Here is a 15,063-nt window from a genome sequence, read left to right on the forward strand (position 1 = left end):
CGGTGCAGGGAATGTATGGCTTTCAGGCGGTTTATCATGAGCAAGCTGAAAGCAAGTCACGATAAGAGACCTATCAACCTTATATTCACCAGATAGGCTTTATGCGTAAGCTTGTCGACCATTGCTACACCAAGACTTTGTCCCTATGATCTCGTTTCACCTGCTGAATGCGAGGTTCGTGGTGATAATGTTCGCTTTCTTTCCAATCCTGAGCGGGAGATGGTTGAAGAGCATTTCCACACAATTTACATATCCGAACTCTTCACAGACAACTTGGTCGTATTTCTTGGACCTGTTCTGCTAGGCACTCAGGCTCTTGGCTGACCTTGACTCCCGGAACTGCACGAGCTGCTTGGAAACGGATACGATTCAAAATCCACCTCTTTTCACATGGTGGGGATGATGCATTGTAGTATCTGCTCCTGTGACTTATAGAAGTGGATTCTTATACATTTGCTATCTGGGGAAGGGCACCAAGCTTGTTGTTTAAGTATGCTCGTTGAAGTGACCGCATTTTATTGACACCATTTTTGGAAATGAGAGGATATAACTCAGAATGTCCATCATCTCTTTTATCCATCAACCAGAAACTATCCTTGCGAAGATAATCATCAACAGCTGTAAACAACGGATCGTAATGTGTTGTCAGGAGCAACTGGCTTCTTGATTGTACTTTCAAAAAACTCTGTATCATAAACTTTAATAACAATGGGTGCATAGATGTCTCTATCTCGTCAATAGGAAGCAATTTGTTGTTTTGTTCTGCCACGTAGAGAGCAGTTTCGATACCCATAGCTCTTAGCGTTCCTTCACTTTGACTGGCTTTTGGCAAAGTGTATATTTCCTTTCCTCTTTTATTAATAACTGACACAATGAAATCAGTTTTGAACCCATTAGGCATTTTGGGGTCTTTGCTCAGTTTGCTTGCGTTCTCATCCGAGAGCTGCCCTGACGATTTTATGAACTGTATCATTTCTGGTGTCAAAGACATGTAATCTTTCTCCACAGCCATATCCTCGATGTTGAATCCAATATTATGACAGAAGTCCAAAAGGTGTTTTTTTGCATCGGGATTTTCAAGCATATTTCTTTCTGCATAATTAAACATCTTCTGACCTAAGTCGATAACTGGCAACGTATGGTTAATCATCCAATCCCTTACATCATCAATTTCACCTAAATTACAGTTGACAGCCTTGCGGGCAGCAAATAGTGACATGTTTTTAAGGCATTTTGCGGTCAATTCATCTTTTACTGCAGCGGACACCTTGATGAGTGATTGGTTGAACTTTAGTGCAGTGTTACTGTCAACCAATTCGCGATGCATGAGGAGTGATGGTTGGTTACTGTTGTAGACATGTAATTTCTCTGAAAGGATGTCCTTTGGTGACAAAATAAGTTGATAAATGTATTTTTTGCCGTTGATATAAAGTTTGAGTTCAAACTCGGTGGGTTGCGATGGTGTGTCACTGTCAAGGATGAAGGGTTCTACACCAGTTGGGGCATCCTGATCATCGGTTTTACGTTTCCAAAACCAAAAGAGATACTCGAATGCTTCAAGGAGGTTGGACTTACCACTGGCGTTGGCACCATATATAATAGCGATGCGAGAGAGACGGGTACCGTCTGCCATAGTGACCAGCAAAGAATCCTCCTTGAATGTGTCTTTTGAGGCCTCAAAACTTATAGTAGTTTCCTCCTTGAAAGAAAGGAAGTTCTTGATTCGTAGTTCAATAACCATAACATGTATTTATTTTATTTGAGAGCAAAGATACGCAAAAAATATCCGAATTAGAGACTATCTTATATATATATTTAGATTTCATAGCCTTGATTCGGACAATTTGTGTCAAATTAACAGTTAGAATGTTTATTCTGTCAGTTGGCAGTAGTGTGGCCTGTCAGCAGTTTTTCAAAACGTTGACAGGTAGTACTGTTTTATTGCTTATTGGGTTAAATGGCGCATTGTGTGCTAAAACAAGAAATGAATTCGCGAGCTTAAAGTTCCCTTTTACTGATTTTGGCATATTTTTTGTCAATATGAAAGAGAAATTATTTATAATTTAATTATATAAAATATGTATATAGTAGTATTTGATGTTGGCAACGCGTCTTGCAATTACATTTGCTCGCCCAATAAGTACGCGATGATGATTGATTGCGGTTCTTCAGCTGAGAAGCAGAACCCTGTCGAGTCTATTAAAAACTTTAGCATAGGCAATAGTGAATTGTTAAAGTCAAAACCTTATGTAACTTCTAAAGGAAAGTCATATCCATTAGCACTACTCCATATTACTCATCCAGATGACGATCACGTTAGAAATTCAGAAAGGGTATATAATGAGTTAACGCCATATTTGTTATGCCGCAACTATACAGAGCTGTATGATGATTCGGCTTTGATTAATAAAGATTATGTAAAGAACCTGGATAAGAAGTATCGAGGTGACAATCCTGAAATAATTGACTGGGGCTTTGAAGAAAGTAAAACATTTTCAATTCCGATAGATACTGTAAAGTCGGATCCTAAGCTTAAAAGCAAGGTTAGAAACAACAGCAGTATTATACGCTATATAAAGTATAATAATGTTAGGATACTGTTTGCCGGTGATTTGGAAACGGTAGGTTGGGAATGGCTTGCTAATAACAACATGAACTTTCGAACTCTGATGAAGAATGGGTTGGATGTGCTTGTTGCACCACACCATGGTCATGATTCTGGATTTCCCAAGGCATTGTTTGACCTGACAGGCAATGTGAGGACCATCATATTGTCGAAGGATTCAGAGGCAACAAAGGAGGGGACAGATGTGTATACGGGATACTCGAACTATGCTGATGGTGTTAAATATTATAATATAGGGGATAAACATTCATATTTTGGTAAAGTCCTAACAACACGCAGCAATGGTAACATCTATTTGTTTATAGATCCAAGCAACGGACTATATGTTGTGACAGAAACTGCATCTCCCAATCATAAAAAACTTTAAGGTATATGATGGATAAATACATTAGAGAAGCAAGGGTATATCCGGCTGTCTTGGGAATGCTCCCTACATGTATATTGATCGCCATGTGCATGAGGGAGTGGTTCCCTCAATATCAGGCACTATTGGGTAATGTTAAGTGGGTACTGTGTCTGATTGGTGGAACAGCATTGGCAAGTATGGCCGTAGGTTATCTAGTAAGAGAATTATTTAAGGAGACATCGAAGTGGCTCTTCCAATACCCGCTATTCAAAAAGGACGAGACGGAGATGCCTACTACAAAGCTGTTGCTTTGGCAGAATTCGGTCATCTCACCTGCGTATCATAATGAGATCTCTACAAAAGTGAAAGATACGTTCGGTATCGAGCTGCCTACTCGTGAAGAAGAGCTAGCAGACCTCGATATGGCCAAGAAAACAATTGTGGATGCAGTCTACCAGATTAGGCAAAATTGCCGTGGTGATAAGATCTTGAGACAGTATAACATTGAGTTCGGCTTCTGCCGCAACTACCTTGGTGCAAGCGTATGGAGTATTTTGTTAATAATAGGTATAGCCGTTGCTAACATCTTCCGCAGTTGGTTGCCGTGGTGGACTTTAGCGATAGCATTGATAATTCAAGTGCTGTTGATGGTGGGCTGCTATCTGTTATTGGAAACAAGAGGGTGGTCTTATGCCAAGTACCTATTTGCAACATTCACAGGAAAAAAATAAAGAGAAAGCTTATGAAGATAGTAATTTTTAATGTCGGGCCTGCTTTGAGTGCCTATATTGAGATGGGAAGTAATAAAATTGTTGTTGACCTTGGTAAGGGCAATGACTTCTCAATGGTAAATGATTTCCTGCTTCCTCTTTTTAAGAAGCGAGGCAAATTGAAGTATTTAAGAGACAAATATTATCTAAGTCAAGTCTTTATCTCACATCCCCATCTGGATCATATTTCCGATTTAGATGATTTGGAAAAACATTTTTACATAAATTTGTTTACTACACCAAATGATCTGTCGAAAGGATCGGAAAGTTATAAAAATGTTAACTGGAACTTGGTAGACGATCCTGGTAGTAATGAGGTTAAAAAGGTTAAGGAGGTATATAAGGGAAGATACCTTCCCCTAAGGGTGTGTGACCCTTCTCGAATGACCATTGGTTATCTTTATCCCGGCTGGGTTGAGAATAACAGCACTCTTAGAAACGAAAGTTATACCAATAATATCAGTATCGTTCTGTATATACACTCTGGCTATAGAATTTTCTTCGCCGCTGACATCCAGAAGGAGGGTATGAAGAAACTGTTAGAGGATAACCCTGAATTGAATAAGAAACTGGGGCAGGGCGTGGATTTTCTAGTGTGCCCTCATCACGGTTTACGCTCTTCGTTCAGTACCGAACTTTTCGGTGCCATGAAAGGTGGTAAGACAAAGAAACTTAATATTGTTTCGGAAAAAGCTAATGGTGATGATAATAGAAATGTAGACAGTAGATACAGTTCGACCGACTATTGTGAAGGTGACAACAATCTGAGCACAGATAATAATATTGTCTGCCAGAGAAAAACCTCTCAAGGTCATATTTTCATTGATGATGATGGTATAGTGACCATAGAGGAGGATATTCAAAAGATAATCGAGAAATTTTGATTCATATTGAGGTTATATACATTAGCATACCTGTTTATGTAGGTAGTAATACGATTTCAGAATGTTTGCAAGAGTTTGAATGTCGGCTACTATTCACATACAGGTTATGATATACTCCATTATGATGGAAAATGGATTTGATTTCCTCTTTCTCCACTGCGTATTTATCTTGTCCCTCAAGCCGTTCCAGGTGATAATAGAATACAGAATGAGCTATCCTTCTTAATTCCAATAATAAGTCAAGAGGATATTCAGACCTTAGTTCGTCAATGGCTTCTACCCATTGAGACGTGCCCGGGTTTCCTGTTCCTCGACTAAGGCCTTCACTTTTTTAGCAACGCATTCTCTGCCCTCTGGCGCAAGTTTTCCGCCTGAAGCTTTTCCAATTCTGTCTGATATTCTTTTTTCTTAGATCTTGCCATATGTCGGAATATATGTAATTCCTCATATCCATGTTTACGAATCGTACGAACCCAGCCTTCAAGTGCTGTACGGCTTATACGGTACTTTATCAATGCTCTCGTACAACCATTCCTTAATAACTTGAGGCTTTATGTTGGGGTGTATTCTTAGGGTATTAACCCCGTATTTATCATATAAACGTACCCAATCGATAGCTCACTATATTGAACTTTTCAAAAGTGTATTTCATAAAGAATGCACCTCAAAAGTTTTTGGTCTAACTTTTGGGGGCACTTCAACATTCAATACCCTCTTCTTTAGGGATGACTTTAAGCCGATTAATGCGGAAAAAGATTGCTTTTGTCACGAGTAAAATGTATATTTGCAACTGGAAAATCGTTCTTTGACTGATGCAGAAGAAAACAAAATATTGTAATTCGCTCGTTTCTAAAGTGTTACCTACTATCAACGAAATAGGTGATAATAATCTTATTTTCAATCAAATAGATAATTCATTGTGTTTCGCGGTGTACGTCGTCAACGCAACTTTTATATCAGCTGCAACAGCGATTTTCTTCAAATGGCGGTTGATACGCCCTAACGCCAGGCGGTATTGTTTGTATCCCGAAGCGTATTCACCGCTGATTATCGGAAAGAGATACTCATTTTCCGTCTTGTATTTATCCATCAAGCCCTGCATCTGCGGAGTCACCGCTATGCGAATCAACTGTTTCGACTTATGACGGGAATAAGTCAGCACACCATTGCAAATATCGCTCTTCCTCAAAAGGACAATATCGACAAAAGCCATTCCCTGCGCATAAAAGCTGAACAGATACAAATCGCGGGCAAACTCCAGTTCAGGTTCATTCTCCAAATTCAAGTCCGCCAGATTCTGCATATCCGTCCGTGACAAAGCACGTTTCACCGTTTTCGCCGGGCGGGTCTGTGCCTTCGCAAACGGATATTCGCCACGAGGATGATAACCGTCCGCTACCGCCTGGTTGTACAGGGAACGCAAGTTGCGCAGATAATAGCTTACCGTATTTCCGGAAGAGCCGTTACTATACAGGAAATCCTCGTATCTCCTGACGAACGCCGAATCGACCTCCGACATCCGGACATCGGGGCGGCTTATAAATTTTGCCAACGACGAGCGGGTGCTCTTGTAGGCCGCAGCCATCCCCACTTTCTTCAGTTCCTGCTTACGCTCAATCTGCGCATTGATATATCGCAATAAATAAAACTGTGGTTTTCCTGTACCAAAAGCACTTTGAGCCAGAATATCCTCCACTGTAAATTCTTCCCTTGTCCGCTCAAGCTGCCTGATCCGTGTATCAATCCGATTCCGCATCTTCCGCAGCTCGCGGTTCATTTTCACGACCTCTGTAGCCGTAAAAGTAGAACCTACGCCATTCATAATCTTCCCTTCCAGCTCGTCAAACACCTCCTCTTTCACCCGGTAGCCTGTATACAGTAACTTTTTTCTCCGATTGTGGATCACCTGAAATACTAAAGGATAACTGCCATTATTCAATATCCTGCTCTTATTCAGCATAAGTTTCACTGATGTTATCATATCTTGCTTTTTTTGTTTGAAACGTAAAAGTACGAAGTTCACCTTACTTATCAGAACTATTTTTCCGCCTGTTACGCAAGAAACAAGAAATGGAATAAAAAGTTTTTCCACTTTAAGAATAGTTATCTGATAAATATAGTTAAAATACACGTTCTAGTAATCAGTATATTTTTATTACATATTTCCAATATGCATACGCATAAATTAGAGATGTATACTATTTATGATATTTCATTACATAATATAAATATTTCCGCTATTATTCCTTTTGAAAAATTAGAATATTAGGCATAGCTTTGCACTATGGATTTTAGGGAGCCGTCCGTTCCTTTAAAAGGAAGAGGTCCTTCCTCGGTGTGCAACGGGTCGTTCCTTTTAAAGGAACGACCCGTTGGTTTTAAAGGAAAAACCGGCATTTGTAACCATTTGAATTTCAACTTCTTACTGAATTAAAATTCCGTCCCCGTAACCCATGGGATTTTTTCCAACAAACACGACAGAATCTGCCGCACGAAGCGGCAATCAGTATACAACAAATTTCAACAATCCAAAATTCAAATCCCATGGTTACAGCCACGTTTGCCATCAAGCCATATCTGGCGAGGTATATGCATGTCCGGTACGGACAAAGTTTAGAACTTCTATCGCACAACAATCCACCTTCAAGGCTCCCCATTCCAATCCACCTCTCCCACCTCACTCCCATTTATCACTTCCTGCATCAATTATCTGTTCCTCATCCGCAAGGCGTCTCCTGGAAAGAGACTGGAAATATCACTTTTGTTCTTCCCAGCCCAAGGCAAGGGAAGAATCCGGAAGTTTATAATTATTTCGGTCAGGACAGTATCTTTATTATTGAAAAGGAAATTGAGGTGGAAATGAAAGCGGAGCTTTATTCGTTTCTGTTGGAAAATAAGTTCAAAAATGGGGTGATGTATATAAAGTCGATGCATGAGTTTGTGGTAAAGTATGATATGGCGGAGTCGGTGGAAGAGGAAAGTTTGATGAGAGGGTTTCAGAGGTGGAGAAAGAAAATGAAGAGATGACGCTACGAAAAAATCACACCTTATTTAATAGTGATCACTTAATAACGACAGGTTACACAACGTTAAAAAAAAATATCAGAAACAACCGACTCTTATTATCTAAGAATTTACTACTTTTATACCTGCATAAGAACAATGGTAGTATTATGGAAAAAGAACGATATTTCATTCATTTTAAAGGTGGACTGTATAAAATGCTGGGTATTGCCCAGCATAGTGAGACACTTGAGGAGATGGTTGTTTATCAGGCATTATATGGTAAACATGAAATATGGGTCCGCCCTAAAACTATGTTTTTTGACAAGGTAGTCCGAAATGGTATTAAAATGGATCGTTTTAAAGAAATAACAGAAAAAGAAATATATGCCTATTACCCAGAACTAAAAGATTTGAAGGATTTAACATGGGAGGACTAGTAAGTTAAAATAGAATGAATATAAGAACTGATACCAATATAACATACGAGAAGAACAGAGATATTATTCAATTGATGCATATCTTATCCAATCCCAGTACCTCAATTGAGATGTATCGTAATAGATATATACCCAATCTTGTTAAAGAACGAATGGCGCTATAACAGAGATACTCCGTGAATGTCCCTCTTTTTCTTATAAATCAAGAAGAAAGTTTTACAAACACGTCGATCGCTTAAATATCCCCAATATACTTCCCATACTATTCATCCGATTTTCAGATGAACTTCATTATTTACGGTATTACGTTCTGTTTGATAAACAATATTATAAATTACTCTTAAAATATCTACCACAATGTACTTTTTTAGTTTTTCATCCAATGATTACACATGTATTTGAAGTTGCTGTTTGATTGATTCAGCTAAGGCATTAGCCAAATTAACCGGGACTGCATTTCCAATCATCTTATATCCAGCTGCAACACTATTATAATAGAAAATAAAATCATCCGGAAATGTTTGAATCCGAGCGCATTCCCTAACACTTAACCTTCTATAAAGATGTTCCTTCCCTTCTACAAATTTTCTCACATTTTGCTCTACAAATTCCATCAAAGGTGCTTGCGGATGTATAGGAGCTTGCCTGCCCCCAGCCTGAATTGTAAATGATTGTTCATCCCATTTTCGCACCCTATTCCTAGACATGAATATTGGAGAAAATCCTCCTGTCATATATTCATGGTTAGTCACTTTACAATCAGGGTTTGCTTTATTATTCCCAATGGAAGGGACGACATTATCTGCAAGATCTCCAATCGCGTCTTTTAATGTTTTCTTATAAGGATAAGGTTTTGGAAATTCGAACTTAAAATTAAGATCTTTCCTTATACCTATAAAAAATACCCTTTTACGATCTTGCGGGACATTATAATCATGTGCATTAAGCATATTAAATGATAATTCATAGCCAATTCCAGCATTTGCAAACATATTTTTATATTTGATAAAGCTTCCGAATGTCTTCCTAAAAGCATCCCACTAACATTTTCTGCTAAAAAAAACAAAGGCTGTTTATCCTGTAGAATACGTATAAAATCAAAAAACAACTGTCCGCGTTTATCATTGATTCCTCTTAAAGCCCCTGCTTCGCTCCAACTTTGGCAAGGTGGTCCACCAATTATTCCATCACATTCCGGGATGTCAGTTGTTGGAATATCAGTTATACTCCTTTTATCTAATATTGTATTGCTATGATTCTTTTCATACGTTTTCCAAATATCTTTATCATATTCATTTGCCCACACAATATCAAATCCAGCTCTCTCAAAACCCAGGTCTAATCCTCCTGCTCCCGCAAACAGTGAAACTATTTTCATCTTTACCTATTTATTGTTATTCAAGTTGATGGCAAAGATACAATTTAAATTGTATTCTAATCCCCAAAAACATTAATTTGTAGACAATAGTCCGTTGCACAATTGTCGAAGAATAAAGAACTTTGTAAAGTTATGACAATAAATGAATTATTTGGTATTAGAGTGAGAGAACAACGCATAGCATTAAATCTCTCACAAGAGAAATTGGCTAATATAGCCGACATAGACAGAACATACCTTCCTGACATTGAAAATGGAAAGCGTAATGTTTCACTAGCTGTTGCCGAAAAAATAGCAAAAGCTTTAAATGTACCATTAACCAAACTTCTAGAAACACATGAGTAATTTTGGAAAAACAGAACGCAAGATAAAAGACTTATTTTTATCCGAAAAAAAGTTCACTTACGAACAAGCCAACTATTCGGTATTAAAATGTGATAAGCCCACGTCCTCTAAAGGAGAATGCAAAACTGATGTATATGTATTAGCCCAAGATGACCTTGGTAATCAAAAAGAATTTAAAATATCAGTTAAACAAAACAATGCTGATTTTCTAGAAAATAAAATTAGCTTGGATAGAGCAATTGAAATTTTAGGAAGCGACGCACAATCAATTATTGAAAGAAGCATTGCAAAAATAAAGAAAACCTTCGAAGATGATTACCTAGTATATTTCAAGCCATACAAGAAAACGAAAGCTTTAAGCTTGACAATGGGCTGGAAATTTGAGTTTATAAATAAGTTAGGAGGAAAGAAATGTGGAATTATAGATTTAACCGACCAACAAAAAATAGATATATATGCTGGTACAAATTTAAATTTAGATAAAAAAAATTCTAGCGTAAATGGTGAAACTGTCATAAATTCTGGGGTTGCTAATTACATTATAACTATAGATGCGCCCAATAAAGATTTAAATTATTATCTATCTAAGATGCAGCCTATTGAACATTTTGCAAAACAACAAGATATATATTTTGTTTGTAAAGCCTTAAACTACAGAGCCAACAAAGACAAATGGGATGGGGACAGATCATTGTCTGTGTATGTTAACTGGTTTCTAGATCAAGAAGGAAAACTCCAAGGAAAGCTCGTTTTCGAAAAGCCATTGTCAGTAAAAGGACATAGCATAGGCAAAAATATAAAAAACTTGTTAGCTACTTTGCAAATAAATAAGAACAATTTCCATGAACTAAATAAATATCTACACAAAGACGTTAGAAGAATTCAATAATTCATCGAAGTATTATACCTTTTATAAATGGATATTTGGAGCAAAAAGAAACGTTCTGCCGTTATGGCAAAAATAAGGAGTAAAGACACAAAGCCAGAGTGGATTGTACGACGTTACTTGTTTTCAAGAGGATACCGTTATCTCAAGAATGTAAAAGGATTGCCTGGTACACCCGATATAGTATTGCGTAAGTATGGTATTGTAATATTTATCCATGGATGTTTTTGGCATGGGCACAAAGTAGACGGACATATTCCACATTCCAACAGTGATTATTGGCGTAATAAAATAAAGCGTAACCAACAAAGGGATGAAAAGCATAAAGAGGTTTTAAAGAAAATGGGCTGGAAAGTAATGACTATTTGGGAATGCCAATTAAAACCTGCTGTAAGAGAACAGACATTACATGAAATGGAATACTGGATAAACCATAGCTTTTTAGAACATTATCGGCAAAAGCTTCCTAAAACTTATGAGATTACAGAAAATTCTCCCTGCATTGCAGCCGATAATATAACGGAATATGAAAAAAAGAGAAATAAGAATGCTGTTTTTACAGGAGTTTCAGTAACTTCGCATCTAAATAAACACCCCATAATTATGAGTAGTAAAAGTAATGACCAAGGAAGGGCTTATGAATTCGTATGTTTGCTCACCCTTGAAGAAAAAATCAAAAAGCTTCGTCCTGTCAATATAATAAAAAATAGTAGTTACTCCGCAGCAGAACGTGCATGGTGCACTTTATCCAATGAGATGCAAGAGACTTACAAGGCAAGCTCTTATGTTGCCGTTGCTAAGATTTTTGAATTAGAGCCCCGTATCGTCGAGAACAATAATGACATTTTGGAATTACTGATACAGACAGACGCTAAAGGGAAAAAAGGTGATGTACGAGATATATTAATAATCCGGCACAACATCCAGTGGGAGATTGGGTTAAGCCTCAAGCATAACCATTTTGCAGTAAAACATAGCCGCCTAAGCAGAAGATTGGACTTTGGAAAAGAATGGTATGGAATTCCTTGTTCACAGGATTATTGGAATGGAGTTAAACCAATATTCGACTATCTCATTGCAGAAAAAAACAAACATACAAAATTTAATGAACTGACAGATAAAGAAAATGACGTATACATACCCTTGCTAACAGCTTTTATAAATGAAATCAACCGACAATATCAGGTTCATAAGGACATCCCCGGCAAATTGGTAGAATACCTTTTAGGCAAGCATGATTTCTATAAAATAATTAGCATCGATAAAGAACAAACCACTCGGATTCAATCGTATAATTTGCACGGTACGCTCAATCAAAACAGCGAATCAGAACAAGCATCCATTCAAATTCCAGTAGCATGTTTGCCTACACGCATTGTGAGTTTAGGTTTTGTTCCGGAGAAAACTAACACTGTTGAGCTTTATATGGATGGTGGTTGGCAGTTCTCTTTTCGCATACATAATGCAGAAACCTATGTTGTGCCAACTTTAAAGTTTGATATTCAAATAGTAGGCATGCCTACTGCTATAATCACAATAAATTGCCTTTGGAAATAAATATGATGAACTTGATTAGCCTTTTTTCTGGTGCAGGAGGTCTTGATTTAGGCTTTCATAAAGCCGGTTTTAAAGTAGTTACAGCGAATGAATTTGATGCTAAAATTTGCCCGACCTTCCGAGCCAATTTTTCAGATACTAATCTAATTGAAGGAGATATCCGTGATATACCATCATCCGAATTTCCGGATAATATTGCTGGTATAATAGGCGGACCTCCATGCCAGTCATGGAGTGAAGCAGGCTCTTTAAAGGGCATTGAGGATGCCCGGGGACAGTTATTCTACGAATACATTCGTATTTTACACGACAAACAGCCTTTGTTTTTTGTTGCTGAAAATGTATCCGGCATGTTGGCCAAGCGCCATACAGATGCCGTGCGTGGCTTCATGGAATTATTTGACAAAGCAGGCTATGATGTAAATTTGAAAATGCTTAATGCTAATGATTACGATGTGCCCGAGGACCGTGACCGTGTATTCTATATCGGATTCCGTAAAGATTTGAATATTCATAACTTTGAATATCCTACTCCCCAAAAACACAAACCAACACTACGTGAAAGTATCTGGGACTTGCAATTTACAGCTATACCGGCTCTCGAAAAGAACAAGACAAATGGAAAGGCTTGCAAAATACCTAACAACGAGTATTTCATTGGTGCATATTCGCCTATATTCTTATCCCGAAATCGAGTTCGTTCATGGGATGAACCAGGTTTCACGGTTCAAGCAAGCGGTCGCCAATGCCAACTGCACCCTCAAGCACCTAAAATGATTAAGGTTGAAAAGAATCTGCAGAAGTTTGCTGAAGGATACGAACACCTTTACCGCAGGATGACAGTCCGTGAAGTTGCCCGTGTACAAAGTTTCCCTGATGAATTCCAGTTCATATATGATGATGTGAATTATGGTTATAAAATGATAGGTAATGCTGTACCAGTAAACTTGGCTTATCATGTGGCAATGCAAATAAAGAAAACTTTGGTTGAAAAGGGAATCATTGTTGATTTGAAATGAAAGTAGCATCTTTCTTTGCAGGATGTGGCGGACTAGATCTTGGCTTCGAGCAGGCTGGTTATGAGGTTATCTGGGCGAATGAATTTGATGAAGGTATACACGAAACCTATCAGTTCAATCACCCAAATACATACCTATGCAAATCCGATATCCGTACATTAAAGGCTGCTGATATTCCCGATTGCGATGGATTTATAGGAGGACCTCCATGCCAATCATGGAGCGAAGGTGGTAAACAGTTAGGACTAAATGATGACCGGGGACGTTTGTTTCTTGACTATATCCAATTAATAAAACAAAAACGTCCCAAGTTTTTCATCATAGAGAACGTACAAGGAATGATAAGCGACAAGCATTTTAAAACCTTCCTGTCATTCCTTTCCAGCCTTGAATGTGCTGGTTACGTGGTAAGCTATTCGTTGCTGAATGCTGCTGATTACTGCATACCGCAAGATCGCTTCCGTGTATTTATTGTTGGCTTCATAAAAGAACTGAATGGCGCATTCAAATTTCCGGAACCATCACAAAAGCCTCTGGTAACACTGCAAAAAGCAATTGGTGACATTACTGAAGAACCACATCTATATGACAATGAACGCGTAAACCAAGAATATGAGAAATGGACTAACCATGACGTTTTTACCGGTCCGTTCGATACAAAATTTATGGCCCGTAATCGCGTACGTTCTTGGGATGAAGTATCATTTACCATACAAGCACAGGCTAAAAATTGCCCTTTACATCCGCAGGCACCAGTTATGAAGTACGTTTCCCCCAATCAACGCATCTTTCTTCCCGGTTATGAACACCTCTACCGTCGATTAAGCGTGAGGGAATGCGCCAGAATCCAATCATTCCCCGATAAATTCCGTTTTTCCTATACACATATAAAAGAAGGTTATAAGATGGTGGGAAATGCTGTACCCCCTCGGCTGGCCAGATGCTTAGCTTTAAGCATCAAAGATGCTCTAGGCTCTATGAACGGAAAAAAGGAAGCAGACGTTCTTGTTGCTTATTATAAAGACGAACACCAATTACGCATGACATTGAGGAACAAACTTTATTATGTACGCACAGGGTTTCGCAGAGGAGCATTGCAAATGCCAATAGGAGCTACTTCCCCTAAATATCTGTTGCTACACAATTGCAGTAACAGATATTTGTATGCAATGGTAGAAGATCACCCGAAAGTCATGTCTGGGTCAGAACTATCCCACCTTGGTTTTGCCCCTTCCGGCAATGAATACCTGACGTTCAAACTAAAAACTGCGGAATGTATCAATCTTGAATGCTTGAATTTAGCAGATGTAAAATTCCGAGGCAATAAAAGAGATATAGCAATCCCTTATATCGCCAACATTCAAGAACTTTTTTAAAACAAAGCATACATTACAACTACCTCAAAACAGGAATTATTTAACAATAGCTCTTTCACTCTTTTTTTCAATTTTAAGTATCCCATCATCGGGAAACTGATTTTGAGCAAGTTTCAGTATTTCCCAAAAGAAATGAGAATCTTTCAAAGCTGAAATCATTTTTCCATTAGATACTCTAGGCATCTCCCCTTCTTCGCATTTTCTATATTGGTTATCGCCAAAAACTAAAAAATTAAACATTCAAAGTGCAAACATACCATCCAAGCAAGTAAAGGCTATACGTAAGCAATACAATCTTACACAAATCGAGTTATCTAAAAAATCAGGAGTGGGATTACGTTTTGGTAAGCGTCTCCGCGATTCTATCTTGTCGCCCTTTTTTCATTCTTATATTTTTGCGATGTATAAAAATGAAGCATTATGGATTTAGCAG

Annotated in this window: 12 protein-coding genes and 3 pseudogenes; 11 read left to right on the forward strand and 4 right to left on the reverse strand. The window is 38.1% G+C overall.

Annotated elements, in window-relative coordinates; genetic code table 11:
• Positions 1–445 precede the first annotated feature (445 nt).
• Positions 446–1,741, reverse strand: coding sequence for an AAA family ATPase (locus KQP79_RS19330; RefSeq protein WP_118236307.1), 1,296 nt, complete (start codon positions 1,739–1,741; stop codon positions 446–448).
• A gap of 406 nt (positions 1,742–2,147) precedes the next feature.
• Between KQP79_RS19330 and KQP79_RS19335 the strand changes: the two genes are divergently transcribed.
• From KQP79_RS19335 to KQP79_RS19345, 3 genes are read left to right on the forward strand one after another with little or no spacing between them, the layout of a single operon-like run.
• Entirely contained in the window at positions 2,148–2,993 is an 846-nt protein-coding gene (locus KQP79_RS19335; protein WP_118236306.1) for a hypothetical protein, read from the forward strand.
• Positions 2,994–2,998: 5 nt separating this feature from the next.
• Positions 2,999–3,703 carry a hypothetical protein gene (locus KQP79_RS19340; protein ID WP_118236305.1) on the forward strand — a complete coding sequence of 235 codons (705 nt, stop codon included), beginning with the start codon at positions 2,999–3,001 and terminating at the stop codon, positions 3,701–3,703.
• Between the two features lie 11 nt (positions 3,704–3,714).
• On the forward strand, positions 3,715–4,626 hold the full coding sequence (locus tag KQP79_RS19345) for a ComEC/Rec2 family competence protein (protein ID WP_118236304.1): 912 nt from the start codon (positions 3,715–3,717) through the stop codon (positions 4,624–4,626).
• A gap of 919 nt (positions 4,627–5,545) precedes the next feature.
• On the opposite strand, the pseudogene KQP79_RS19350 reads toward KQP79_RS19345, so the two are convergent.
• A pseudogene (locus tag KQP79_RS19350) lies at positions 5,546–6,607 on the reverse strand (phage integrase SAM-like domain-containing protein); the annotation flags it as partial.
• Positions 6,608–7,170: 563 nt separating this feature from the next.
• Between KQP79_RS19350 and KQP79_RS19355 the strand changes: the two are divergent.
• Together KQP79_RS19355 and KQP79_RS19360 are read left to right on the forward strand one after the other, a co-directional pair.
• Positions 7,171–7,653, forward strand: coding sequence for a hypothetical protein (locus tag KQP79_RS19355; protein WP_004310593.1), 483 nt, complete (start codon positions 7,171–7,173; stop codon positions 7,651–7,653).
• 146 nt (positions 7,654–7,799) lie between these two features.
• Positions 7,800–8,069, forward strand: a complete 270-nt coding sequence (locus tag KQP79_RS19360; RefSeq protein WP_004310592.1) for a DUF1653 domain-containing protein — start codon at positions 7,800–7,802, stop codon at positions 8,067–8,069.
• A 386-nt stretch (positions 8,070–8,455) separates the two neighbouring features.
• Here the strand turns inward: KQP79_RS19360 and KQP79_RS26045 are convergent.
• Positions 8,456–9,447, reverse strand: a pseudogene (locus KQP79_RS26045) (DNA cytosine methyltransferase).
• Between the two features lie 132 nt (positions 9,448–9,579).
• Between KQP79_RS26045 and KQP79_RS19375 the strand changes: the two are divergent.
• The 6 genes and pseudogenes from KQP79_RS19375 (at position 9,580) to KQP79_RS19400 (ending at position 14,630) form a co-directional block, all read left to right on the forward strand.
• Positions 9,580–9,792 carry a helix-turn-helix domain-containing protein gene (locus KQP79_RS19375; RefSeq protein ID WP_004310589.1) on the forward strand — a complete coding sequence of 71 codons (213 nt, stop codon included), beginning with the start codon at positions 9,580–9,582 and terminating at the stop codon, positions 9,790–9,792.
• Positions 9,785–10,681: a hypothetical protein gene (locus KQP79_RS19380; RefSeq protein WP_061448181.1), complete on the forward strand. Its 897-nt coding sequence runs from the start codon at positions 9,785–9,787 to the stop codon at positions 10,679–10,681. Before KQP79_RS19375 ends, KQP79_RS19380 begins: the two co-directional genes overlap by 8 nt.
• A gap of 27 nt (positions 10,682–10,708) precedes the next feature.
• Positions 10,709–11,215 (forward strand): annotated as a pseudogene (locus KQP79_RS19385) (very short patch repair endonuclease); the annotation flags it as partial.
• Positions 11,195–12,235 carry a HaeIII family restriction endonuclease gene (locus tag KQP79_RS19390; RefSeq protein ID WP_342997807.1) on the forward strand — a complete coding sequence of 347 codons (1,041 nt, stop codon included), beginning with the start codon at positions 11,195–11,197 and terminating at the stop codon, positions 12,233–12,235. The pseudogene KQP79_RS19385 and the gene KQP79_RS19390, both read left to right, overlap by 21 nt.
• 5 nt (positions 12,236–12,240) lie before the next feature.
• Entirely contained in the window at positions 12,241–13,254 is a 1,014-nt protein-coding gene (locus KQP79_RS19395; RefSeq protein WP_004310586.1) for a DNA cytosine methyltransferase, read from the forward strand.
• Entirely contained in the window at positions 13,251–14,630 is a 1,380-nt protein-coding gene (locus KQP79_RS19400; RefSeq protein WP_004310585.1) for a DNA cytosine methyltransferase, read from the forward strand. The genes KQP79_RS19395 and KQP79_RS19400 overlap by 4 nt, the downstream gene beginning before the upstream one ends.
• Positions 14,631–14,666: 36 nt before the next feature.
• On the opposite strand, the gene KQP79_RS19405 is transcribed toward KQP79_RS19400, so the two are convergent.
• A complete protein-coding gene (locus KQP79_RS19405; RefSeq protein WP_061448182.1) occupies positions 14,667–14,870 on the reverse strand; it encodes a hypothetical protein in 204 nt (67 codons plus the stop codon).
• Positions 14,871–15,063 lie beyond the last annotated feature (193 nt).

This window comes from Bacteroides sp. DH3716P (genome assembly GCF_025914115.1).
Classification (GTDB): domain Bacteria; phylum Bacteroidota; class Bacteroidia; order Bacteroidales; family Bacteroidaceae; genus Bacteroides; species Bacteroides ovatus.

What these genes read in the sequence shown, in the direction of transcription:
- KQP79_RS19330 (WP_118236307.1), bottom strand. Translation starts at nt 1,741, where the DNA reads ATGGTTATTGAACTACGAATCAAGAACTTCCTTTCTTTCAAGGAGGAA.
- KQP79_RS19335 (WP_118236306.1), top strand. Translation starts at nt 2,148, where the DNA reads ATGATGATTGATTGCGGTTCTTCAGCTGAGAAGCAGAACCCTGTCGAG.
- KQP79_RS19340 (WP_118236305.1), top strand. Translation starts at nt 2,999, where the DNA reads ATGATGGATAAATACATTAGAGAAGCAAGGGTATATCCGGCTGTCTTG.
- KQP79_RS19345 (WP_118236304.1), top strand. Translation starts at nt 3,715, where the DNA reads ATGAAGATAGTAATTTTTAATGTCGGGCCTGCTTTGAGTGCCTATATT.
- KQP79_RS19355 (WP_004310593.1), top strand. Translation starts at nt 7,171, where the DNA reads ATGGTTACAGCCACGTTTGCCATCAAGCCATATCTGGCGAGGTATATG.
- KQP79_RS19360 (WP_004310592.1), top strand. Translation starts at nt 7,800, where the DNA reads ATGGAAAAAGAACGATATTTCATTCATTTTAAAGGTGGACTGTATAAA.
- KQP79_RS19375 (WP_004310589.1), top strand. Translation starts at nt 9,580, where the DNA reads ATGACAATAAATGAATTATTTGGTATTAGAGTGAGAGAACAACGCATA.
- KQP79_RS19380 (WP_061448181.1), top strand. Translation starts at nt 9,785, where the DNA reads ATGAGTAATTTTGGAAAAACAGAACGCAAGATAAAAGACTTATTTTTA.
- KQP79_RS19395 (WP_004310586.1), top strand. Translation starts at nt 12,241, where the DNA reads ATGAACTTGATTAGCCTTTTTTCTGGTGCAGGAGGTCTTGATTTAGGC.
- KQP79_RS19400 (WP_004310585.1), top strand. Translation starts at nt 13,251, where the DNA reads ATGAAAGTAGCATCTTTCTTTGCAGGATGTGGCGGACTAGATCTTGGC.
- KQP79_RS19405 (WP_061448182.1), bottom strand. Translation starts at nt 14,870, where the DNA reads ATGTTTAATTTTTTAGTTTTTGGCGATAACCAATATAGAAAATGCGAA.